Genomic DNA, 23,697 nt, shown 5'->3' on the forward strand with positions numbered 1-23,697 from the left:
AGGTTACCGCGTGAAACGCCTCTTCATCAGTTTGTACCTGCTGATCAGCCTGAGTTTTCTCGGGCTGGGATGGACCCTCGACGCCCTCTGGCAGCAACACGATGACGAGGCGGAACTGTTGGCCGATGCGCCTTTGATGGCGATGGCGGCCATGCTGAAGCCCATGCCCCCAGAGCAGCGGCAACAGGCGATTGCCGCCGCCAATGTCAATGCCACTTACCCGCTGCGTCTGTTCAGTGCCGACAAGATCACCCTGGCAGACGATGGCGAGTTGGCTCCCGGTGAAGTCTTCACCACCCTGACCAACTCTGGCAAGCAGATGCAGTTTATCCGTCTGGATCAACAGGTGCTGATGACAGGCCCAATAGATACAGACCCCAGAGCCAGTCTGCGCGGCCTGTTCACCCTGTTCTTCTATCTATCTCTGGCCGGGGTTGCCCTGGTTTGGGTCTGGCCGCTATCACGGGATCTCAAAGTGCTGAAACAAGCCACCCAGGCACTTGGTCAGGCCAAATGGGATACCCGTATCAAGCTGTCACCCCGTTCTCAGGTAAAACCCCTGGCGCACACCTTCAATGAGATGGCGCGGCACATCGGGGCTCTTATCGACAACCAGCGCCACCTGGCCAATGCTGTCTCCCACGAGATCCGCACTCCGCTGGCCAGGCTCAAGTTTGCCCTGGCGCTGATCCCCAACTATTGCCGTGAAGGCGCCGATGAAGCGGCCAGAGCCGACTTTATTGCCGGCATGACAGAAGATGTCAAAGAGATGGAATCCTTGCTGCAGGAGATGCTCACCTACGCCAGCCTGGAGTCGGCCCAAACAGGGCTGAGACAGGAGAGCTGCGATCTCACCGCCCTCTGCCGCCAAGTGATAGACAGACTGCAGAGCCTGAGCCCGATTCCGATAACCCTGGATAGCTCAGTCGCCAAACTGCCCTTCACCTGTGAACCGGCCTTGATTGAAAGAGCACTGCAAAACCTGCTCACCAACGCCCAGCGCTTTGCCGAAAGCCAAATCCTGGTGACTCTGAATGAAGAAAAAGACAGGGTAACTATCGAGGTTAAAGACGATGGTGAAGGGATCCCAGAAGAGGAACAGCACAAGATTTTCGAGCCTTTTGTCCGCAGCGATACCTCACGTAACAGCAATAAAGGCTTTGGGCTGGGGCTGGCAATTATCAAGCGCATAGTCGAGCGCCATCACGGCGAAATCCTGCTGTTCAGCTGCCCCGGGGAAACCCGTTTTTGCATCAGCCTGCCCAAGCGGGAATTCAATCGAGACTGAAATCACTGAAGTCCAGAGGTTCGTCTTCGTCGCCTTTGGCATCAAAGTCCAGGCTGTGATTCAACTGCAACTCTTCCTCCTTGAGCTGTTCCCTGCGCGCCTTTATCTGCGCCAGTTGCCAGCGCCTTTTGCGCGCCTTGCACAGGCGAATGACATCCAACTTACGAGCATCGGAAAAGTTGAGCCAATCGAACCTCTCTTCGCGGTTCCGAAAACAACCTTTGCAATAGCCCTTAGCATCTGTCTGGCAGACACCGATACAGGGGCTGGGGATATCAAAAAAGACCAGTTGTTCCATAGGGGCGTAAATGCAGGCTCTCTGACGGCTGAACCTTAGGTATATCATCTCATTCTTAAAAAGGCGATTTTTTATCCACTTCTTGCACTGACGGCCGCTTTGGCACAAAGTCACAGGGTAAGGTATATCCCTTCACGGAGGACAAGCGATGAAATTCAGGACACTCTTGCTGCTGTTACCCCTGCTGCTGACAGCCTGCGCCCAGCAGCCGAAACAAGACTACGACCCAGGATACAGCTTCGCCAAGCTACAAAAGTTCACCCCCCTGCCGATTTCCAGCAGTGATGATCCCCTGAGCGCCGAGCGGATCAATCAGGCGATTGTCGACACACTAAAAAGCAAACAATTTATCGAAGTCACCGAGTCAGCGGACTTCAAGGTTTCCTTTGCCTTTCGCACTACAGATAAGCCGAAAGACAAGGGCCTCTCCATCGGTCTTGGCAGCGGCACCTGGGGATCTGGCGGTGGCATAGGCGTGGGCACCAGTGTGGGTGTGCCTCTGGGAGCCGATGCCAAACTCCAGACCATACAAATCGATATCATAGAGGCCACCAGCAACCGCCTCATCTGGCGCGGCAGCGATCAGTTCAGCTTCAGCGATGGCGGCGAAGGTAAGGCTCAGGCAACCCGGGAAACCGTGATGCGGATCCTGAGCCAGTTTCCGCCTCAACCGTGAGCCATCACAGTGCGGCCGTTGGCCCATTGACGCAGGGCATTGAGCTTTTCGGCCATCACCACAGATAAGGGGCGGGTCCGACTCAGGGCATCGAGCAGCCAGGCCTGATTGGCCTCCTGCCCAGCTGCCCTCGCGGCATAACGGGCAGAAATAACCGCCTGCTCTATCTCGGCGCCGGAGAAACCTTCACTGGCGCTTGCCAGACTCGCCAATTCCAGCGCGGCCGGATCGATATTGCGCTTACGGCAGTGGATGCGGAAGATCTCCTCCCGGGTGGAGCTGTCCGGCAGGTCGACAAAAAATATCTCATCCAGGCGTCCCTTACGCAGCAGCTCGGGGGGCAGCGCGCTGATATCGTTGGCGGTTGCCACCATAAAGACTTCTGACTTGCGCTCTGCCATCCAGGTCAGCAGGGTGCCGAGGATCCGCTTCGAGGTGCCTTCATCGCAGTTACTGCTGCCCAGCCCCTTTTCAATTTCATCTATCCAGAGTACGCAGGGCGCCATCAATTCCGCCATCTCCAGCGCTTTCTTGAGGTTGCGCTCCGTCTCGCCTATGTACTTATTGTAGAGTCCGGCCATATCCAGGCGCAGTAAAGGCCGCTGCCAGATCCCGGCCACCGCCTTGGCCGCCAGGCTCTTGCCGCTACCCTGCACCCCGAGCAGCATCACGCCCTTGGGCGTATCGAATGATTGCGCATCGCTGCCAAGGCGTCTGTGGTTCAGCCACTCCTTGAGTCTGGACAGCCCGGCAACATCGGCAAAGTCACAGGTGTCGTACTCAAATTGCAGCACACCTTCCATATCCAAAAGCTCAAACTTGGCCTTGTTGACCACAGGAATATCCGAGTGACACAAGGCACCATCATCCCAGATGGCCTTACGGGCAAGACGTCGTGCATCGGCATGGCTCAGACCACGAAGATTACCGGCAAGCAGTGGGATCACGGCTTCATCGAGACGATTCAATACCCCTTTGGCTCGGGCCAGGCGCGCTTCCTCTATAATGAGGTTTTCCAACTGGGCCTGCCCTGGCATGGAGAGGGAGAAATGAGCGCAGTATCGGCTCAGTTCAGGGGGCACATCAAAGGCGTGGCTGACCATCACCAGGGTGTGCTGCAAGGTTTCGTGCTCAAGGGCAATCTCCTTGATCATTCTCACGTTACGCGGCGCATCGACCACATAGGGGTGAAAGTCACAGAGCACATAGATCCCCTGTTGCTGGCTGGCCTTGATGTGCGCCAGAATATCGGTCGGTTCGGCATTGAATTTCTGCACCCCGACTTCCCTGTCCAGCCGCTTGAGCCCCTGGGTAACACTCCAGCCATACAGGGGCCGCATCAGCACACCGGCCACTCGTTTGAGCAGCTCCAGTACCCTGGGCTCCTCATACGTTTCAATTATCACCAAGGGCGTACCGCCCCTGAGCACCCCGGTTAAGTCTTTGACATCCTGCATTCTGGCTTCCCGCACGATAATAGCGGACTTAAGAATAACAAAGTTTCAACATCCGCCACAGCAGCGCAAGCAGTGATCCAGCGCACAATTTATCAAGCCTTCCGCCCAAGCCGATTGCCAAAGGGTAAACTAGCAAAAAAATCCGCTGCCACAGGCAGCTACAATAACCAAAGGTACCCACACTATGTTAGGCACTCCCCTTAGCCAAGGCGCCGTGCGCGCCATGCTGCTCGGCTGCGGCGAACTGGGCAAAGAAGTTGCGATTGAACTGCAGCGCCTGGGCGTCGAAGTCATCGGCGTCGACCGCTACCCCAATGCCCCTGCCATGCAGGTCAGCCATCGTTTTCATGTGGTGAACATGCTCGATCCCGAGGCGCTGCGCGCCGTCATAGAGCTGGAGAAACCCCATCTGGTCATTCCGGAAATCGAAGCCATAGCCACAGCAACGCTGGCAAAGATGGAGGCCGAAGGCCTGAAGGTAGTACCCACTGCCAGAGCCACCCAGTTGACCATGGACAGAGAAGACATTCGCCGTCTGGCAGCAGAGACGCTGGGGATCCCCACGTCGCCCTACGTCTTTTGCGACACTGAGACAGAATTCAATCAGGCGGTGGCCCAAATAGGTTTGCCCTGCGTGGTCAAGCCTGTGATGAGCTCATCGGGCAAGGGCCAGAGCGTGATCCGCGAGCAAGCCCAGATAGCCGCGGCCTGGGAGTATGCCCAGCAAGGTGGCCGCGCCGGTCAAGGCCGGGTGATAGTCGAAGGTTTTGTGCCTTTCGACTACGAAATCACCCTGCTCACCATAAGTGCAGTTAACGGCATTCATTTCTGTGCGCCTATAGGCCACAGGCAGGAAGACGGTGACTACCGCGAATCCTGGCAGCCACAGGCCATGAGCCAAGCGGCCCTGGAAAAGGCACAACAGATAGGCGCCAAAGTGGTTGAGGCGCTCGGCGGCTATGGTTTGTTTGGGGTAGAACTCTTTATCAAGGGCGATGAAGTCTACTTCTCTGAAGTCTCGCCCCGGCCCCACGACACCGGCATAGTAACCCTGATAAGCCAGGATCTGTCCGAGTTTGCCCTGCACGTGCGTGCCATTCTCGGATTGCCGATCGCCAATATCCGCCAGCACGGCCCCAGCGCTTCGGCTGTGGTGCTCAAAGAAGGCGACTCAGACAACCTGCGTTACACAGGCCTTGCAGCAGCGCTGAGCGAAGCCGACACCCAGCTACGACTGTTCGGCAAGCCGGAGATCCATGGTCGCCGCCGTCTGGGTGTTGCCCTGGCAAGGGATCTGGATATTCAAAGCGCCATAGACAAGGCGCTACGCAGCGCCGCCAAAGTAGAAGTGATTTTTTAAAAGAGACCGCCATGAGCCAGCATTTTCAGGGTAAGTATGAAGTGGAACTCAAGTTCCGTCTGAATGAGTCTTGCAGCAAACAACAACTGCTTGAGCGCATCAATGCCATGGAGCATGAGTGCATGTTTGCCGATAATCAGGAGGACGACTGCTACTTCGATACCCCGGATGGTCAACTGGCCGCGGCGGACAAGTCACTGTGCATCCGGGAGATGCAGCCATCCAACAATCTGCTGTGGATCCTCAAGGGCCCGGGAGCAGATTGCTGTGAAGCGGTCAATATCTCGGATGCTGCCAGGGCCCGCAGCATGCTCAGCGCCATGGGCTATGTGCCGGTGCAGCGGCTGCAAAAACGCCGCAGCATCTACTTTATCGGCAAGTGGCATATGACGCTGGACAGCCTGGCGGGGCTCGGCGATTTTGCCGAGCTGGCGATCATGACCGACGATAGCGATAAGCTGGAGCAGCTTCGCAGCGAGCTTTGGCAACTGGCGGCCCGGTTCGGGCTGACCCAAGCCATGTTGGAGTCCCGCTCCTATCGGCAACTGTGCAACAGTTAAACTCGGTTAATAGCGTCTAAACCTGGTTAACAGAGTCTCCGCCAATAAAGGCGCGCAGATTGTCCACGGCAATATCCAACAGCTTCTGCCTGGCCTCTAGCGTCGCCCAGGCATTGTGCGGACTTATGCTGACGCCTTTGGCATTGAGTAAGGGGTTATCCGGCATAGGGGGTTCACTGGAGAGCACATCCACTCCGGCCCGCAACTTGCCCTGATTGAGTGCTGTGGCAAGCGCAGTTTCATCCACCAGCCCGCCACGGGCGGTATTGATCAAAATCACCCCGGGCTTTAACAGCTGCAGCGAGTCTTGATTGATCATCTTCTCGGTCGCCGCTGTCAGCGGGCAGTGCAGCGAGATCACATCGGCTTCACGATACAGCTGCTCCAGTGGCGCCCAGCTGATGCCTTCGGCCAGGTCATGGCGCTCAGTTCGGGTATGCAGCAGCACCCGCATCCCCAGTGACCTGGCTATATTCGCCACTCGCGAGCCTATATCACCATAACCGACAATTCCCATCACCTTGCCCGAGAGTGACATCAGCGGTGACAGAGTAAAACAGAAGTCGGTGCACTGGCTCCAGGCCCCCGCCACCACCGCCTGGTGGTGCTGCGCCACTTGTTGGGTGTGATACAAGAGATGGGCAAAGACCATCTGCGCCACCGCATCCGGACCATAGCCAGGCACATTGGTGACTGTGATGCCAAGGTCGCCGGCGGCCTGTAAGTCAACCACATTGGTGCCCGTGGCAAGAATGCCTACGTACTTGAGCCCAGGCAGCGCCGCCAGTTGCTGCGCCCCGAGCACTGTCTTGTTGGTGAGCAAAACATCGGCGCCTTGGGCGCGCTGCAGCACAAGCTCCGCCGGGGTTCTGTCATAGACGCTAAGCTCCCCAAGTGCCTTGAGTGGCGACCAATCGAGATCACCAGGATTGAGACAAAAGCCATCCAGAACCACTATTTTTAAGCTCATACTCACCTCTTTGTTACCCCACTCAGAAACGGTATCTTAACCCCAGATTGGCCTGCCCCTGCCACAGGGTATCGCCCCTGATATGCCATAAGCACTGATTGGCATCGCAAAACAGGCTGCTGTCGCTGTTTATCAGGGTCGCATAGCCGCGCACATCGGCAAACAGGGATAGCTGCTCCAGCAGTTGATAATCCAACCCCAGCCCTAGCCCCATGGAAAAACGGGTTTCGTTGCTGCCATGCTCGGGACGCAATTGCGTCAAACCGGCACTGGCGGTGACATAGGGCCGCAGCTTGTCTTTGGGAAAATAGAGGGTGCCCCCCAGATGCAGATAATCGACGCTGAGGTCCATCAGCTTGTCAGTGCCCGGGAAACCGCTGCCACTGAGCTCTGTGCCCTGATGGGAGTAAAGCAGATACATGTCACCCGGCTCTGACGTCGTCAGCCCCAACATAAAGCCAAAATGACCGGCCTCGGTAATATCCGCACTACTGTTGTTATTAACCGTGCTTTCGCTGGACCTATAGTCCAGATCATTGCCGCCAAAGCTGTAGCCGCCGAACGGCGCAACAAACACTTCGGCCTGAGCCTGACCGCTCAGGGCCAATAACAAGGGAATTGAATAAGCAAGTTTCATGGCGCTCTCCTTGGGTGAACCCTCTTTAACAGCATGAGCCAACACCCAAGGGCGAGGCTCAGCGCATTCCTCTACTGCTCTTGACCCTGTCGTAAGCCGCCTGAATATCCTGAGCCTTACGCTTGGCCAACTCCATCATCTCTTCCGGTAAGCCCTTGGCTACCAACTTATCCGGATGGTGTTCATTCATCAATTTGCGATAGGCGCGTTTGATGTCCTGATCGCTGGCGGATTCTGACAGCCCCAAGACTTCATAGGCATCGGCAACCGATGGTCTATGATCGCCGGGAGCTTGTTGAAAACGCAGCTCCGCTTGCCAACGCTTGAGCAGTTCATCGAGCTGAAAGCTGCTGAATCCCAGCTCTCTGGCAATCACCTGCAGTATTGCATATTCCTTGTCCTGCAGCTCACCGTCAGATAGGGCAGTCTGGATTTGAATTTCCAGAAACATCTGCTGTACTTCCCGGCGACCAAAGGTGATGCGCCGAAAGCGGCGCAGGCTGGCTTCCAGTTCAAAGTCCGGCTCCTTGCCCTCGCGAAACGCCTGCTGGGCGTCTTTTCGTGCCGTGCCGCTGAGGCGCAGCATATCCATCAGACTGGTGGCCATACGGATATCATTTTCGGTCACCCGCCCCGAGGCCTTGGCGATATGCCCCATAACGGCAAAAGTGGTATTGAAAAACTGTGCCTGCCGACTGCCCCCCGGTAGGCCCTGAGAGGCCGCCATCCGCTTGTCATATAGATGCCCAAGCCAGATCCCCAGCAAGGCGCCGAAGAAACGCCCGAACATAAAGCCAATGACACCGCCGAAAAATTTACCCCAAATACGCATCTGTTATCCCATAGTGCGCCCGTGCTTGGCCGGGCCAATACTCAATCTTGAACTGTCTTGTCTTATCCGCTTGCGGGCTCGTGGTTAAACAGTCCCTTTAGCCTGCCTCAGCTCCAGCTGTTGCAACCTGTCCAGGGTGCCGACATCACACCAGTAACCCGTGAAATGACTGCCACTGATAAGCCCCTGCGCCATCTTTTGCCGCAGCAGCGGCGCCAAGGCAAAATGTGTCTCTGCTACCCCATCGAATAACTCGGGGCGATATATTCCCACCCCGGAGAAAGTGTATCTGGGCGCGCCCCTGTCACTGGCCCGCGAATAGCCGAATGTTTGCGGCAGCAAGGCGAAGTCTCCCTCGGGATGCTGCGCCGGGTTATCCACCAGAAACAGGTGCGCCAGAGTATCTGCAGCCAAATTGGGCAGCTCAGGCATGGCATCGATAAACACATCGCCGTTAATCACCAAAAAAGGCGCGTTGCCAAGTAGCGGCAGGGCTTTTTTGATCCCGCCGCCGGTTTCCAGCGCCTCAATCTCACGGCTGTAATGAATCGTCACGCCAAAACGGCTGCCGTCTCCCAGGCGTTCAATCAGTTTGTCTGCCTGCCAGGCGCAGTTGATCACCAACTCAGTCACGCCCATGGCGGCCAAACGTTCAATGTGATACTCAATCAAGGGCTTACCGGCCACTGTCACCAGAGGTTTAGGCAGCTTGTCGGTCAAGGGACGCAGACGCTCCCCTCTGCCGGCTGCCAGAATCATCGCCTTCATTTGTGCTCCTGTGCCTCTGCTTGTGATCGGGACTGTGGTTGAGATTCTGGTTGAGCCGGCTGCTGAGTCAGTGGTAATAACCTCTGCCTGACCCAGGAGGAAAGCGCCTGCAACTGAGGATAACGCTCGCAGATATCGGCCACATAGCCGAGTGTAAGCGGTATATCCTTGAGATAACCTGACTTGCCATCTCTGTGGTGCAAACGGGCAAAGATACCCGCCGCCTTCAGGTGTCGCTGCACTCCCATGAGATCGAACCAGCGACTGAAGGTGGCATAATCAACATCTTTGCCAACCAACCCCAGCTCGCGACACTGTTCAAAGAAGGCTTTGAGCAGCGGCTCGACTATCGCATCCGGCCAACGTATATAGCAATCTCTCAGCAGCGAGACTGCATCATAGGTCACAGGCCCCAACACGGCATCCTGAAAATCTATTACCCAAAGCTTACCCTCTTTAAGCATCAGATTACGGCTGTGAAAATCCCTGTGCATGCCGACCTGGGGTTGCGCAAGCGCGCTGGCCGTCAAAATAGCAAAGCTTTCAGCCAACATAGTATGCTCAGCATCTGTCAGGGAGACTTGCCAGTGTTTATCCAGCAGCCACTCGCTGAAAATCGCCAGCTCGCGTTCGACAAAGGCCGCATCATAGTCCGGCAAGGGGCCAAGTTCACTTTCCCGCACCGCCGCGATATCCGGCAAAATCGCCAGCGCCTTGAGATACCAGTCACTCACATTGGTTTCGGTCAACTCGGGCAACAACAAGTTATCGTCAAGGTCCTGCTGCAGAATAAAACCCGCTTCCTCATTGAACTCAAGCACCTTGGGCACCCGAATGCCCGCTTGGTGATACGCCCGCGCCAAGGCAATAAAGGGCTTGTTATCCAATAAGTTGGGAGGTGAGTCCGTGACTATGTAATCACAACCATCGACATTGAGACGAAAATAACGCCGAAAGCTGGCATCACCGGAAATCAGCTTGGCTTGCAAGGGCTTACCGAAAAGTTGCTGCAACCAGCACGACATGGAAAGAAATCTGGGATCAGACAAGGTCATCTCATGGCTCTTGACGAAAAATTGCTTTATTATACCGAGGTAAAAAACAGGAAACAGCCAATAAATACAGAGTTTTTTATGGCTGCGTTGCCCGAGGCAGGATGCAACTTTTCCCTCCGAAACTTGTCCAGACAAAGAAATCTAAATAATTGACCTAAGATGCAGATCCGATATTTTCTGGCATTGAGCCTTTTACCTCCCCTGACGCTGGCTGAAACCCTTCCTCAGGAGGGCGGCAACAACGCTCAATGTGTTATCTTGCCTCCGGTTCCCTATCATCAGGATGGGGAAAGCAGCGGCCCTTTGGCCGATCAAAAAATACAGATCCATTCTGACGCCTCTTCGGCGCAATTGGGACGCGAGGCGACCTTCGAAGGCAATGTGACCTTTTCTCAGGCCGGGCGCAAAATTTCCGCCGAAAGAGCCACGGTCAACCAGCAGGAGCAGCAGTTAACCGCTCAGGGCAACCTGGTGTTTCAAGACCCGCTGTTTACCGTGACCGCCGACTCGCTGATGGCGCAGATGCGTTCCAACAACGCCACCCTGGAAGGCGCTCAGTACTGGCTCCACGGCCAGCAAGTTCACGGTGACGCCCAGAAACTGGAAATTACCCAGAACAACAACCTGGTATTGAACAACACCAACTTCACCACTTGCCCACCGGATAATGTCTCCTGGCTGCTGGAAGCCGAGAAGATCAAAATCGACAGCAAGGAAGAGTGGGGGGAGATCTGGGATGCCAAACTCAGAATAGGTGGCGTGCCGGTATTCTATATTCCCTATATGACAGTGCCGGTTTCGGAGAAACGCAAGACAGGTTTCCTGTTCCCCAGCTTTAGTTCCAGCACCACCAACGGGATCGAAATCGCCACCCCGTTTTATTGGAACATAGCGCCTGAGTACGATCTGACCTTTACCCCGCACTATATGTCGTCGCGGGGCTTGTTTACCAAGACAGAATTCCGCTATCTGCTGGGCGATCCCGGCGACCGGCAAACGCCTACCGGCCAGTTTAACCTCGAATATCTGGGCAGCGATAACATGCTCGATGGCAGTCCTAACCGCTATATGTATCACTGGGAGCACAGCGATGCCCTGGATGAAAACTGGCGAGTACTGGCCAACTATACCGATGTCTCGGACAACAACTACTTCAACGATCTCAAGTCCGATGTCAATCGCGCCACGGACAACCAGTTATCCCGGGTTGGCGAAATCGCCTACTTCACCGACAACTGGGACTTCAGTGCCAGAGTGCAGGACATCAAGGTACTGGGCAAGGAAGAGCGTCCTTATCAGGTGATGCCACAGCTGAACTTCAACTACCGAACCCCTGGGGTGTGGGAAGGCCTGGATTTCAGCTTCGCCTCCGAGATAACCAACTTCCGTCATAAAGAAGATATTTACACCACCGCCAGCCGGGTACATATGGAGCCCAGCATTCGTCTGCCAATCCATGGCCCGGCGGGGTCGCTGACCAGTGAAGTCAAGCTGATGCAGACCAACTACTGGCAGCACAATATCCAGCAGCCCGAGTTGGATGACAGTGTCAGCCGCACCTTACCTCAGGTGAGGGTTCACGGTCAGATAAACTTCGAGCGTTATACCGAATACTTCAACCAGAACTACCGCCAGACGCTGGAGCCTCAGTTCCAATACCTGTATGTCGGCTATGAAGATCAGTCCAATATCGGTCTCTACGACACAGGTGAACTGCAGCAGGACTATTTTGGCCTGTTCCGCGACCGCCGCTTCTCGGGTCTGGACCGTATCGCCGATGCCAACCAATTGACTCTGGGTTTGACCACCCGACTGTTTGATGAGCGTAACCTGGAACAGCTGAAATTCAGCCTGGGCCAGATCATCTACTTCGACGACAGTAAGGTCAGCCTCTATGAGAATGAACTCACTGAGCAGCCGTCCACTTCGGTACTGGCCGCCGAGCTGGATGCCAGAATCTACAAAGACTGGTTTGTCAGTGGTGCTATTCAATACGACACCCGTTATAGCTCCAACAAGAAGAGTGAAGCAACCCTGGACTACCGCCCCGGCCCCAACAAGCTGCTGCAATTCAGCTACCGTTACGTGCCGGATCTGCTCAACAGCAACACCAATGACAGAGTGGATATCTCTCAGGCCGGTGTCCGTACCACCTGGCCAATTACCGACAGCCTCTATTTTGTCGGCAACTGGTATTACGATCTCAAAGAGGAACGTTCGGTGGAAACCTATACCGGCTTCCAGTACGAGTCATGCTGTTGGGCAGTGCGTCTGAGCTACCACTACCGTATCAAGACCAATTACGAGGACGACCTCAAGAATGCAGTGCTCAACGAGCGTGAGATGTTCGAAACCGGCGTCTACCTCAACTTTGTGATCAAAGGCCTCGGCGGCTCAGGCCCACTGGGGGTCAGCGACATGCTGGATGAAGGTCTGTTCAACTACCGCAAACCACTTTATCTGAGGAATTAATCAAGATTTGTGGTAGATTGCTGAACCTCGGACGGGACAGAGAGTCCAATCTGGACAACCCAGGCCGCTGCCATCGGCGGCCAACGAAACGAAAATGTGGCAAGGATTTTGTGGATGAAACCCTGTAAGAAACTGATTTTTGGATTTTTTGCTCTAGTCATGAGCCAGGCTGCCCTGGCAGCACCACAGCTGCTGGATCGCGTTGCAGTGCAGATCAACGACGGCATAGTGCTGGAAAGCGAAGTCCAGAACATGGTCGACACTGTTAAGGCCAACGCCAAGGCCGCCGGCCAGAGTCTGCCTTCGGATCAGGCGCTGCGCACTCAGGTTATTGAGCGTTTGATCCTCACCCGTCTGCAACTGCAGATGGCCGACCGTATCGGCCTGCATATCGGGGATCTGCAGCTGGACCAAACCATAGAAAACATTGCCAAGCAACAGAACATGACTGTCGCCCAGATGCGCGCCGAAATTGAAGCCGATGGCAGCAGCTTCAGCCAATACCGCGAGCAACTGCGTGAAGAAGTAACCATAGGCGAGATCCAGCGTATTCAAGTACAGCGCCGAATTCAGGTTTCACCCCAGGAAATCAATAACCTGGTGAAGCTGATCAAGGAACAGGGCCTGAAAGACGTGGAATACCAGGTTGGCCACATTCTGATTGAAGTGCCTTCCAACCCCACTTCAGAGCAACTGGAAGGAGCCAGCAAGCGTGCCAATGCCGTGCTGGAGCGCCTGAAATCCGGTGCCGACTTCCGTGAAACCGCCATTGCTTCTTCCGCCGGCCCCAAGGCACTGGAAGGCGGTATCTGGGATTACATGAACATCAATGAGATGCCTACCCTGTTTGCCGAAGTGATCACAGATGCCAAGAAAGGCGACATCATAGGCCCTATCAAGAGTGGTGCCGGTTTCCATATCATCAAGATCATGGACGCCCGCGGCCTGCAGACCAAAGAAGTCGAGGAAGTCAGAGCCCGCCATATCCTGCTCAAGCCGTCACCGATCCTGTCTGAAGACAGAGCCAAGGCGATGCTGCAGCAGTTCCTCAAACAGATCCGCAGCGGCGAAGCCAAGTTTGAAGATCTAGCGCGTCAGTACTCGGAAGATCCCGGTAGTGCCACCAAAGGCGGTGAGCTGGGTTGGGCCGATCCCGGCATTTATGTGCCCGAGTTCGCGCAGACACTCAACAGCCTGAAGCAGGGTGAAATCAGTGAGCCGTTCCGTTCAACTCATGGCTGGCACATCACTCAGCTGGAAGAGAGACGCAAAACAGATGCCACAGATCAGTTCAACACCAACCGTGCGCATCAGTTGATCTTCCGCCGCAAATTCAACGAAGAGTTACAAAACTGGCTGGACGAAATGCGGGCCGACGCATACATTGAACTCTTCGACCCAGAAACTGACAGAGGTTAAGTCGCTTGGACATTAAACGTATTGCCATTACTCCCGGAGAGCCTGCCGGCATAGGCCCGGATCTGGTAGTACAGCTGGCGCAGCGCGACTGGCCGGCCGAGCTGGTCGTGTGCGCGGATCCTGCCTTGTTGCAGGCGCGCGCCAAGATGTTGGGGCTCAGTCTCCAGCTCAAGCCTTATCAGCCAAGCCAAGCGGCCAAGCCACAGCAAGCCGGTAGTTTGACCATAGTGCCCTTCCCCATGGCCTGTGAACCTCGCTGCGGCGTGCTCAATGAGCAAAACAGCGCCTATGTGGTCGACACCCTGCGTTATGCGGGTGAGAAGAATATGAACGGCGAGTTTGATGCCGTGGTGACAGGTCCGGTACACAAGGGCATTATCAATCAGGCCGGGATCCCCTTCTCCGGCCATACCGAGTTCTTTGCCCATCAGGCCGGTTGTCAGGATGTGGTGATGATGCTCGCCTGCCCCGGCCTGCAGGTAGCCCTGGTAACCACTCACATTCCACTGGCTTACGTTTCCAAAGCGATCACTCGTGAACGCCTGCATCAGATCATCAGGATACTGCACCAGGATCTGGTGAATAAGTTTGCCCTGGACAACCCCAAGATTTATGTCTGTGGCCTTAACCCCCATGCCGGTGAAGATGGCCATCTGGGACGGGAAGAGCTTGATGTAATCATCCCGGCGCTGAACGAGCTCAGAGAGCAAGAACAGATGCGTATCATAGGCCCTCTGCCTGCCGATACCCTGTTCCAACCCAAGTATCTGCAAGACGCCGATGTGGTGCTGGCCATGTACCACGACCAGGGCCTGCCTGTGCTCAAGTCACAGGGCTTTGGCAAGTCGGTAAACATCACTCTGGGCCTGCCCTATATCCGCACTTCGGTGGATCACGGCACGGCGCTGGAACTCGCAGGCACAGGCAAGGCCGATATCGGCAGCTTCGTCTGTGCACTCAACAAGGCCATAGAACTGGCCGGCAAAAACTGATCCAACTGAGTATCAATGAGCAATAAAGTACACTTAGGCCATACCGCCAGAAAACGTTTCGGACAAAACTTCCTGACCGATGACAATGTGATCAACCGTATTGTGGCGGCTATCGCCCCGGATAATGAGCATGTCATGGTCGAAATCGGCCCGGGTCTGGCGGCCCTGACCGAACCTGTGGCCAGTGCCATAGACAAGCTGACCGTGGTCGAACTGGACAGAGATCTGGTAGAACGCCTGAAGCAGCATCCTGTGCTGAAAGACAAGCTGGAAATTCATCAGGGCGATGCCCTGCAGTTTGACTTCAACAAACTCATGGTCGAGGGCAAGAAGCTCAAGGTCTTTGGGAACCTGCCATACAATATCTCCACACCACTGATGTTCCATCTGTTCGAATATGCCGAGCAGATCACCAACATGCACTTTATGTTGCAAAAAGAGGTGGTGTTGCGGCTTTCAGCCAGTCCGGGCAGCAAGGCCTATGGCCGCCTCACAGTCATGGCCCAATACTATTGCCAGGTAGTACCGGTACTGGAAGTGCCTCCGGGCAGCTTCACGCCGCCACCTAAGGTCGATTCCGCCGTGGTGCGTCTGGTACCCTATGAAACCAAACCCTGGCCGGCCAAAGACGTTGCCATGCTCGGCAAGGTAACCAGCACCGCCTTCAACATGCGCCGCAAGACCCTGAGAAATAACCTCAAGGGGCTGCTTGATGATGCCGATTATGAGACCCTGGGAATCGATCCTGGCCTCAGACCCGAGCAGATTAGTGTCGAGCAGTATGTTGCCATCGCCAACTTGCTGAGCGACCGCCAGGCGTAACATCCGGACGCCGGGCGGCGTCCTTCCTTTCCATCAGAGATTTTGGCCAGGAACTTAAGATGAATCCCCAGAAAAGCCGTATCAGAGTCGAGGTACAGACCCAGTACATAGAACACCAGTCTGCGCCGGATGAAGACAAGTATCTTTTCAGTTACACCATCACCATTATCAATCTGGGTGATGAGGCGGCGACCCTCAAGAGTCGTCACTGGGTGATCACTGATGGCAATGGCCAACAGAGCGAGGTTCAGGGCGCCGGTGTCGTCGGTGAAACCCCGAGGATCAAGCCCAATACTGCCTACCAATACAGCAGCGGCACAGTGCTGGAAACGCCGCTGGGCTTTATGGAAGGCCGTTACCTGATGGAAACCGATGCGGGCGAGAGTTTCTACGCCCAGATCCCTCCTTTCCGCCTGGCCGTACCCGGCCAGGTACACTGATGGGCAGATAACAGTGGCTCACTATTTTGTCGGCGATATTCAGGGCTGTTTCAACGAGTTGCAACGCCTGCTGGAGAAAGTCGATTTCAATCCCTCCAAGGACGAACTTTGGGCGGTCGGCGATCTGGTCGCCCGCGGTCCGGATTCTCTCTCGACCTTGAGATTCTTCCGCGATCTCGGCGATTCGGCCAAGTCGGTACTGGGTAACCATGATCTGCATCTGCTGGCGGTCAAGGCCGGGCTCAAACGGGTCAAACCCAGCGACAAGCTGCAACCACTGTTGGAAGCCGCTGATATCGACAGCCTCATCGACTGGGTTAGAACCCAGCCCCTGATGCGCGAACTGCCCGAGCACAAACTCATCATGACCCATGCGGGCGTGCCGCCCCAGTGGGATATCCAAACCTTACGCCAGGAAGCAGGCGCCGTCAGCCAGGCATTGCAAAGAGCCGACTATTTAGACAGTCTCATCGCCAGGATGTACACAGAAGAGCCGGAAGATTGGTCCGGTGAGCTCAGCGGCCTGCCCAGACTCAGGTACTGTATCAACGCCCTGACCCGGATGCGTTACCTCTATCTCGACGGCACGCTGGATTTCAGCTGCAAGGTGCCGCCGGCCAAATGTGAAGACCCCAATCTCAAACCCTGGTTTTTATTCCCATCCAGCACCGCTGACTACACCCGGGTCTTTGGCCATTGGGCCGCCCTGATGGGCAAGGTCGAAGGCGAAAGACTGCAGGCGCTGGACACCGGCTGTTGCTGGGGAGAATACCTGACACTCTGGCACCTGGAATCAGATCAAAAAATTACCCAACCTAGGTTAAAAAAAGGTTAAACTTAGCGGACGTCGGCCGATAACCATCTGGTAACGTGCCCATGAAAACTAAAAGATTTTTCCCAAGAGAAAAACCATAACCTTTTCCGGAGTAGCCTATGAAGTTGAATGTAGCGACCCGAGTCATAGCAGGGTTTGCCGTAGTCACCCTGCTATTGATCCTGCTTGGTGCTGTTTCCTGGTTCACCAACAATGAGCTGAAAAACACCACCGAAGTTCTACAGCAACTGAGTATCCCGGCACTCAAATCAACCGGCGAGCTGGGCGAAACCCTCAGCGAGCAGCAAAGGTTGGTTCTGGTGGGTTACCATGTCACCAAGGCCAATAAACTCCCGCCTATCCAACAGCAGTTTGCCAGTCAAAAGCAAAACTTCAAGGCGCAATTTGCCAGTCTGTCAAAGCTGGTACAGCACGAGCCCGGGCTCAAAGAGATCCTGCCCCAGGTAGAGCGTAATTATCAGGCCTTTATCAACACCAGCGAACGCATGATGGCCGACCACCTCAGCGCCCTGGAGCAACAGGAAAACCTCAATAAACAGCGGGATCAGCTGGAAACAACCGCTGATGATGCTGCCAGTCTGCTGCTGGATCTGATGGATCTGGAGCAGAGCCAGGACACAACTGAGCGGGAGATTGCCGCTTCCGCCGCCGCTCTGGACAGCAATGTCACCAATGTGATCAGTACTGTTTACGATCTGGTCGCCACCGAAGAGCGCAGCAAGTACGAAATCATAGTCAAAGAACTTAGCTATATCATCAATGAAGCCGAGGCCAAGCTGGAGTACATCAGTCGCCATGGCGCCGGTGTCATCGATGCCGACGTGCTCAACGAAATGAACAGCGAGCTTGGCAAACTCAGCCAACATCTTAAGGGCAAAAACTCGATTCAGGCCCAGAAAGCGACCCAACTTGAGCTCAAAGCCAGTACTCAAGTGGCGCTGAATCAAGTGGAAACCGACAAGAAGAACGTCAATCAGGCAATGGGGGCTCTTTCCGGTGCCATCGAAACCCTGACCAACGAGATTAACGCCAAAACCCTGGCCAGTATCGACTCGGCCAGTATGCAGACCCTATTGGTGGTGCTTGTGGCGATAGTGGTTGCCATAGCCGTGAGTATTGCCGTGGTGAAACCACTGACCGCCTCACTCAACCGTATCAATCAGGCATTGAACATCCTAGCTTCCGGTGACTTGACCCATAAGCTAGATGACTCTGGTCAGGATGAGTTTGCCGAGCTTTCCCGCAACTGCAACCGCCTTATCGACAGTCTCAGAGGTCTTATTCGCGGCATTTTGGATAGATCCAACCAATTGGCAGCCGCTGCCGAACAAACCTCGGCGGTTACCTCACAAACCACTATCGGGATCCAGGAGCAGAAGAGCCAGGTGGATCAAGTGGCCACGGCTACCACAGAGCTGAGCTCCAGTGCCCAGCAGGTATCCCACAGCGCCGACCACGCGCTGAACCAGATTAAACAGGCCGATGAAGAAGCCCAGCATATGCGGATGATTGCCGAAGAAAACCGCCGCACCATAGAAGCGCTGGCCGAAGAAGTCGCCAAGGCAGGGCAAGTGATCAACAAGGTGCATTCCGACAGTGATGCCATAGGCTCGATTCTGGATGTGATTCGCGGCATTGCCGAGCAGACTAATCTACTGGCACTCAATGCCGCCATCGAGGCCGCCAGGGCCGGTGAACAGGGACGCGGCTTTGCCGTTGTGGCCGATGAGGTACGCAACCTCGCATCCCGCACCCAGGAGTCGACCCAGGAGATCCAGCAGATGATCCAGGTGCTGCAAACAGGCACCCAAGAGGCGGTCGCTGTCATGGAACAAGGCCGCGCCCAGGCCAACTCCTGCGTCGCCAAGACAGAGCAAGCCAATCAAGCTCTGGAAGCCATCAGCGAATCTGTTCATCAGGCTTTCGATGCCGGAACCCAAATCGCCAACGCCGCTCAGGAACAGAACCTGGTCAGCCAGCAGGTTTCAGAAAAACTGGAACATATTGCACTGATATCGGAAGAAACCGCCTCAGGCGCCGATCAGACCGCCCAATCCAGCCATCAGGTAGCACAACTCGCCGAAGAGTTGCAGGCTTCGGTTGGCGAGTTCAAAGTCTAACCTTAAAACCATCGGCCACCCTCCCCAGGACGTTTTGTCGCGGGGACGACGGCCGACATAACTTTCAGCTCAAAATAGCCAAATAAAATTGATTGGGCTTCCGGTGACGGATGTTTCATTGCCTGCAGCGGGGATGGGCTGGGAGCCCGAATGCGGTGAATAACGCCGCGCTCTGCGGCAAAATTGGAGCGTAGCGGAAAATTTGTCCGACAGCAGCGCCTTGTTATACGTCACTTTAACTCCCCCTCTAACTATCTGATGCAACCAAAAACGGACGTTCACTAGAGCCTACTTTCAAGCAATACAGCAGACTCTCTAATTTCATCGTTGGCATCTTTCATTGCGACTTCCAGCCACTTCCTTAACATCTCGCTTGAAACGTGATTCGTATGTAAGATATTAAAAGCTGCATACCTTACCTTTGAATTTTCATGGTTGATCATCTCACATATAGAGTCGATTTGCAGGGAACTGAAAGCAGTATTTTTTTTTATGGCTTTAGACAGATAAATTGGATCTATAATTTCCTCCCTGGTAGCGCTAATAAGTTTTTCGCGCAGTGACGTATCTGCCTCCATACGAGAGATTAGGTGATTTTCAGCGATATCCCTTACATCTCTCCGTGGGTCCGATAGATAGCCCATGAGATCATTATTAGAAGGCTTTTTCATTTTGAGAAGAGTCGTGAGCAGCTCTTCCCGAGGACTGTCAGGTACTACTCCCCCTTCAGTAGGGTATGGTTCCTCATTCTCGATCCAAAACGTGTAAGCTTCTATTAAAGTTTTGTACAAGTGATCATTTTCAGAGGCAGAAAACTTTCCAGCTAGCTTTGCTGCTTCTATTGCAGTTATTGGTCCGGAATTAAAAAATCCTTTAGATACTGCATCCATTACATCTTGGTCTAAGGTGATGATAACTTTTGCTAATGGAGCATATAAAAACTGGCATCCGGGGATCAACTTATCCTTTAGACGGTTCAGGATAGTTGATCTAACCTCATCATTGTTATCTAAATATGGGATCATATAAGACGTAATCAAGAGGGTAGTATATTCGCCATTTTTAAGCAGCCTTTTAATAAGGCGACTTAAGCCCTCATTATTATGAAGTTTCAGTAATAGGTTGCCTGCAAGCCATGCTATCCATCTCCTGCCGCAGTACATAGCTTTCTCTATTTTTTCACTATCCAAATCAGAGTACTGTATTGAGTCCCAATCTGGCTCGATATCAATGTGAACCGTTCTATTAAACATTGCCAGTTGAGAATCAAAGCTATCACTTGATGATATTGTTTCTAATAATGCAGTAGCGTCAAGATGTAATCCTGTTCGTGAGATACCGCTAGCTAGTGATACACCTTTAAATACCTCTCTTATGGGATCATCGAATGATTTCTCTGGCCAGTGAAGAACATCGGACAGTACGGTATTCCCATAATTTGATGCAGACAAGAATGCACTCAGATCTAATAATAGCTCATTGTTACTTGAATTCGCTTCCCCAGTAAAAGAGGGAATGATTAACGTCTCACATAGGCCTTTAGTTGCTTTAATATCTCTCTTTCTGAATTCTGGATTGTTAAATCCATCTAGTAGCGCATTGTGGTCAAATCTATAAAGTTCCTTGGAAATCTCTACATGCCCAACACTCTTAAAAAAGTGATAGAGTTCCTGGATAAGGCCCATGCTCTGATGGCCATTGTTTAATATGGTAGAGGAGAAAATGTCCTTAGCCTTTTCTAGGCTGCAGTTATTAAATATATGTTTAACAGCACTTTTGACAAACGCATTTTTAACCAATGTTGAGCTGTTACTACCTAAAACCAATGCCCCTGAGAGTGACGATGAAAGACTGCTGCCACGGGTTCGTTTGTAAAAGTCAATCAAAAACTCTATCAGAGCCTCTGTCTCGGAATAGGTTTCAGCTATAAGGGAAAACGTTATACACGACAACTTTGTCCAATACTGATTACTGTTAATATGCTGGTCAGTATACTTTGTTATTTCCAAAGGGAAGTTATCGCAAGCAATTACTAGCTTTGATGCGTATTCATAAGCATCATTTTTGTCCAATGAAATAACTTTATTGACAGCTTCTTGGAAGGCCGCCTCTCTTATTTTTTCACTGGGTGGATGTTCCGCTGACACAGTAATCTCAAGAAGCATATCGAGAGACTTCTTTCTATTCTCGTAGTGATTATTGAGAAGGATATTTGCTATGGAATCTGTTATTCCTAATGATCCTGCAAAAATCAAAACTTCCTCGACAGAAGGCCTGTAGTCCAAGCTGGAGATTTCTTGGAGTAATAAATCTTCTGAGAGGCTTGCAAGGTATCTTCCAGCAGCATACTCCATAAAAGTTTTATGAATGAAGGTATATAGAGAGTCTTTTGAGTGGTGTATCTTTTCAATTACCCCTCTTTCTTCCCAATAATTTGCGCATTTATCACAGATGGAGCGTGCTTTAAGCTGGGGGCAGTCGAGTTCACTTTTAATCTGGTTTGATACATTCTTAAGTATCACAGCTAAACTGGCTGTTGGATGCTTGATTAGTTGCCAACCCAGATAACTAATGAAATAGTCTTGCACTGCGGTAGGGATATCTGTGTCAATCTGCCTATTGGATGGGGAGCCTTCAATGAGCTCAAACAAGTTCTTGTATAGCTCTGTTTTCGTTTTTCCTAAGGATATTTTTTTGGTGGCTAAACTAACTGTTAATCCCATCAGCAGAGGGCTTCGAATAATTGCCTTACTATATTTGCTTTTCTCTAATTCAGATTTAAGGAATTTTATTGTCTTATCGAGTTTTTCCTGTTCATTTTCATATAAGTTGCATATAAGTAATTCAATATTATTTTGTGCCTGCTGCTCTTCTAAAGGAAGCATTTCGTAATGACGCCACTTTTTAAGTAGCGTTGTTTGGTAGCCAACTGGCCTAGTGGTTATTATTACTCTGATTGATGGAAAATTAGACGTGTAATTTACGATAGATTGGCTAATAGATTCCTGGTGGTGGCCACACTCATCTAATCCATCAAATAGTAGAACCCAGTCTTTAAAATTAGAATCTATAGCTTCTTTGGCAGTAATCCCAGCCGTGTCCAAGCCAAGACTAAATATACTTTCCTCGAAACCAGCTCCGGTTTGATTCATTCTTGCCACTAGTAGCGGAAGCCGAACAATAATTGAAGGGCGATTTTGGCTATTGTAAGTTCGAAATAGCTTTTTAAGTAATGTTGTTTTACCCATACCGGGGCCAGCAACAATTACACAGAGACGAAAATATAAACCTATTGTTGTAGGGTTGACATCAACAGCATCACGAGACGACGATTTTTTCTCCCATTCATGATAACTATTTAATGCTCCTTCTATATCTTCAATTACTGCAGGGTTATTCTCTTGAACAATTGTTTTAATGGGAATCCAAGACTCGTCAATTAACAGTGGTTGATCAATGCCAAATATCGAGAATTGACTGTATGCTGATTTAGACCAAACTACAATTTTGTTGATAAATGGAATCGGCGAGTGATTAGAGATGTGACTCGATAGAGATACTCTATTACTCGTTAGTATTTGGAGAAGGTCTGAGCAATCTCGTCTTCCCCTCAGCTCAATAATTCTAGTAGCATCTTCATAAAGCTTGGACCAGGCGTTTTCAGCTTCTTCACTACTTGAACATATTGTAGCCAGTTTGGTTTTAGCTAACTCGATAGATGAGCTGTCAGATAGCAATGCATTTGATACCACTATCCGTATTCTTTTGCACACATTTTCATGTGGTAGCTGGTATGCATCTAATCTCGATAAAAAATCGACAGTAATATCTTTTAGGTTATCTGTCCGACCTTGACCAACCCTAATAATGTCTTTGGATAGCTCCGATTTAATGCTATTACTGCTCTCAGGACAGACAACTAAAACCCCATAATCCAACTTTTTTTCATTTATGGCTGTTGCGAGCTCTATCAATGGCTCCCATAGCCGTTTAGATTTGTTTAAGCCTTTTTTAACTTGAGCCTCTGCCCTCATGCCATTGGAGAATTCCAGAGCTATGTCATCTCCAGCTTGTCCAGTCTCGGCTGCTAAGGCGATGGGAGTATCATTAATGAGCCCGTTAAGCCAACTCAGTGGTGATCCATCAAGTATATGAGAATAAACAATTGCTGACGTTGCAGCCTGAAAATTTATGCCTCCAGCTGTCGCACTTCCGCCGGATAAGTTTTTCTTAGCTTGTTCTGACAATGATCTTCCTTACGATTATTTATTCTTTCCATTAATTACAGCATTAGCATTATCTACGCCCGTCGGCTTACCGTAAAATCTGCAAAGTTGTATTAGCACTAATACGATTCAATTAATGGTTCGCTTTGAGTCGATCGCACACACTGGAATGGTGCCGTATAACAGCTGTATAGTGCGCATGCGCGTTTTAGTCCTCGGAGGAGTGTAAACGCGCATCGCTATCTGTTTGTATTCGCTGGATATAATTGAGTTTAGTCCTAATATCCCTTGCAGCTAACCGCGCATGCGCGGTTTCCAAACCTATTATCTACCAGCTGTATTTTTAAGTTTATGAATTTAATGCTATTTTCTAAAATGTTACAGAAATAACGCGCAAACTTAGCTGTAAATTTCCGGCATTTTTCCTGGAACGGCAATAATACTGTATAGAAAATCAGTTATTAGGCGCT

At 52.3% G+C, this 23,697-nt stretch carries 19 protein-coding genes; 11 read left to right on the top strand and 8 right to left on the bottom strand.

Annotated elements, in window-relative coordinates; genetic code table 11:
* The first annotated feature begins 10 nt into the window (after nucleotides 1-10).
* Entirely contained in the window at nucleotides 11-1,288 is a 1,278-nt protein-coding gene (locus ACSHSR_RS16865; RefSeq protein ID WP_025011381.1) for an ATP-binding protein, read from the top strand.
* On the opposite strand, the gene ACSHSR_RS16870 is transcribed toward ACSHSR_RS16865, so the two are convergent.
* Entirely contained in the window at nucleotides 1,275-1,586 is a 312-nt protein-coding gene (locus ACSHSR_RS16870) for a DUF1289 domain-containing protein (RefSeq protein ID WP_025011380.1), read from the bottom strand. The two genes, ACSHSR_RS16865 and ACSHSR_RS16870, sit on opposite strands and share 14 nt — an antisense overlap.
* Before the next feature lie 148 nt (nucleotides 1,587-1,734).
* Between ACSHSR_RS16870 and ACSHSR_RS16875 the strand changes: the two genes are divergently transcribed.
* Nucleotides 1,735-2,262 carry a DUF4136 domain-containing protein gene (locus ACSHSR_RS16875; RefSeq protein ID WP_025011379.1) on the top strand — a complete coding sequence of 176 codons (528 nt, stop codon included), beginning with the start codon at nucleotides 1,735-1,737 and terminating at the stop codon, nucleotides 2,260-2,262.
* Here the strand turns inward: ACSHSR_RS16875 and ACSHSR_RS16880 are convergent.
* A complete protein-coding gene (locus ACSHSR_RS16880) occupies nucleotides 2,253-3,719 on the bottom strand; it encodes an AAA family ATPase (RefSeq protein WP_479630968.1) in 1,467 nt (488 codons plus the stop codon). The genes ACSHSR_RS16875 and ACSHSR_RS16880 overlap by 10 nt on opposite strands.
* A 184-nt stretch (nucleotides 3,720-3,903) precedes the next feature.
* On the opposite strand from ACSHSR_RS16880, the gene purT reads away from it, so the two are divergent.
* Both purT and cyaB read left to right on the top strand, forming a co-directional pair.
* Complete coding sequence (purT, locus tag ACSHSR_RS16885) at nucleotides 3,904-5,079, top strand: formate-dependent phosphoribosylglycinamide formyltransferase (RefSeq protein WP_479630969.1); 1,176 nt, start codon at nucleotides 3,904-3,906, stop codon at nucleotides 5,077-5,079.
* 11 nt (nucleotides 5,080-5,090) lie between these two features.
* Nucleotides 5,091-5,639, top strand: coding sequence for a class IV adenylate cyclase (gene cyaB / locus ACSHSR_RS16890; RefSeq protein WP_025011377.1), 549 nt, complete (start codon nucleotides 5,091-5,093; stop codon nucleotides 5,637-5,639).
* A 16-nt stretch (nucleotides 5,640-5,655) separates the two neighbouring features.
* Here cyaB and ACSHSR_RS16895 read toward each other — a convergent pair whose 3' ends face one another.
* From ACSHSR_RS16895 to ACSHSR_RS16915, 5 genes are all read right to left on the bottom strand, one after another.
* Nucleotides 5,656-6,609 carry a D-2-hydroxyacid dehydrogenase gene (locus tag ACSHSR_RS16895; RefSeq protein ID WP_071237040.1) on the bottom strand — a complete coding sequence of 318 codons (954 nt, stop codon included), beginning with the start codon at nucleotides 6,607-6,609 and terminating at the stop codon, nucleotides 5,656-5,658.
* A gap of 22 nt (nucleotides 6,610-6,631) precedes the next feature.
* Complete coding sequence (locus ACSHSR_RS16900) at nucleotides 6,632-7,246, bottom strand: outer membrane beta-barrel protein (protein ID WP_208166227.1); 615 nt, start codon at nucleotides 7,244-7,246, stop codon at nucleotides 6,632-6,634.
* 58 nt (nucleotides 7,247-7,304) lie between these two features.
* The gene (gene djlA, locus ACSHSR_RS16905; RefSeq protein WP_028781624.1) at nucleotides 7,305-8,078 is read right to left on the bottom strand and encodes a co-chaperone DjlA; all 774 of its coding nucleotides are present in this window, start codon (nucleotides 8,076-8,078) and stop codon (nucleotides 7,305-7,307) included.
* A gap of 84 nt (nucleotides 8,079-8,162) precedes the next feature.
* Nucleotides 8,163-8,846: an N-acetylmuramate alpha-1-phosphate uridylyltransferase MurU gene (gene murU, locus ACSHSR_RS16910; RefSeq protein ID WP_479630970.1), complete on the bottom strand. Its 684-nt coding sequence runs from the start codon at nucleotides 8,844-8,846 to the stop codon at nucleotides 8,163-8,165.
* On the bottom strand, nucleotides 8,843-9,901 hold the full coding sequence (locus ACSHSR_RS16915; protein WP_479630971.1) for an aminoglycoside phosphotransferase family protein: 1,059 nt from the start codon (nucleotides 9,899-9,901) through the stop codon (nucleotides 8,843-8,845). The genes murU and ACSHSR_RS16915 overlap by 4 nt, the downstream gene beginning before the upstream one ends.
* Nucleotides 9,902-10,060: 159 nt before the next feature.
* Here ACSHSR_RS16915 and lptD point away from each other — a divergent pair, with 159 nt between their 5' ends.
* The 7 genes from lptD (at nucleotide 10,061) to ACSHSR_RS16950 (ending at nucleotide 19,001) form a co-directional block, all read left to right on the top strand.
* Complete coding sequence (gene lptD / locus ACSHSR_RS16920; RefSeq protein WP_025011373.1) at nucleotides 10,061-12,373, top strand: LPS assembly protein LptD; 2,313 nt, start codon at nucleotides 10,061-10,063, stop codon at nucleotides 12,371-12,373.
* 114 nt (nucleotides 12,374-12,487) lie between these two features.
* The gene (gene surA / locus ACSHSR_RS16925; protein WP_028781628.1) at nucleotides 12,488-13,792 is read left to right on the top strand and encodes a peptidylprolyl isomerase SurA; all 1,305 of its coding nucleotides are present in this window, start codon (nucleotides 12,488-12,490) and stop codon (nucleotides 13,790-13,792) included.
* 5 nt (nucleotides 13,793-13,797) lie between these two features.
* Nucleotides 13,798-14,784 (top strand): 4-hydroxythreonine-4-phosphate dehydrogenase PdxA, encoded by a 987-nt coding sequence (pdxA, locus tag ACSHSR_RS16930; protein ID WP_025889251.1) that lies wholly within the window; start codon nucleotides 13,798-13,800, stop codon nucleotides 14,782-14,784.
* Nucleotides 14,785-14,799: 15 nt separating this feature from the next.
* Nucleotides 14,800-15,606, top strand: a complete 807-nt coding sequence (gene rsmA / locus ACSHSR_RS16935; RefSeq protein WP_071237044.1) for a 16S rRNA (adenine(1518)-N(6)/adenine(1519)-N(6))-dimethyltransferase RsmA — start codon at nucleotides 14,800-14,802, stop codon at nucleotides 15,604-15,606.
* Nucleotides 15,607-15,665: 59 nt separating this feature from the next.
* Nucleotides 15,666-16,046 (top strand): Co2+/Mg2+ efflux protein ApaG, encoded by a 381-nt coding sequence (gene apaG / locus ACSHSR_RS16940; protein WP_025011370.1) that lies wholly within the window; start codon nucleotides 15,666-15,668, stop codon nucleotides 16,044-16,046.
* Nucleotides 16,047-16,059: 13 nt separating this feature from the next.
* Nucleotides 16,060-16,881, top strand: coding sequence for a symmetrical bis(5'-nucleosyl)-tetraphosphatase (locus tag ACSHSR_RS16945; RefSeq protein WP_479630972.1), 822 nt, complete (start codon nucleotides 16,060-16,062; stop codon nucleotides 16,879-16,881).
* Between the two features lie 98 nt (nucleotides 16,882-16,979).
* Nucleotides 16,980-19,001 carry a methyl-accepting chemotaxis protein gene (locus ACSHSR_RS16950; RefSeq protein ID WP_144161632.1) on the top strand — a complete coding sequence of 674 codons (2,022 nt, stop codon included), beginning with the start codon at nucleotides 16,980-16,982 and terminating at the stop codon, nucleotides 18,999-19,001.
* 281 nt (nucleotides 19,002-19,282) lie between these two features.
* Here ACSHSR_RS16950 and ACSHSR_RS16955 read toward each other — a convergent pair whose 3' ends face one another.
* Nucleotides 19,283-23,248, bottom strand: a complete 3,966-nt coding sequence (locus ACSHSR_RS16955; RefSeq protein WP_208157897.1) for an NACHT domain-containing protein — start codon at nucleotides 23,246-23,248, stop codon at nucleotides 19,283-19,285.
* Between the last annotated feature and the right edge of the window lie 449 nt (nucleotides 23,249-23,697).

This window comes from Shewanella sp. VK101, assembly GCF_056497865.1.